General features: G+C 70.8%; 1 protein-coding gene. It reads left to right on the forward strand.

The genetic code is table 11. The features are described from left to right. On the forward strand, window positions 1–216 hold a 216-nt coding region (locus DW233_RS07410; RefSeq protein WP_255413631.1), incomplete at both ends, for a sugar phosphate nucleotidyltransferase.

Below are 216 nucleotides of genomic sequence, written 5' to 3' on the forward strand. Positions count from 1 at the left end.
GTCCTACGCCGAGCAGCCCTCGCCGGACGGCCTTGCGCAGGCCTTCACCATCGGCGAGGACTTCATCGCCGGCGAGCCGTGCGCCCTGGTCTTGGGCGACAACATCTTCTACGGCAACGGCCTGTCCCGCCACCTGACGCGCGCCGCCCAGAACGCCGAGTCGGGGAGGGCCACGGTCTTCGGCTACCACGTGGACGACCCCGAGCGCTTCGGCGT

The organism is Collinsella sp. AM20-15AC, assembly GCF_003471405.1.
In the GTDB taxonomy this organism is placed as follows: Bacteria; Actinomycetota; Coriobacteriia; order Coriobacteriales; family Coriobacteriaceae; genus Collinsella.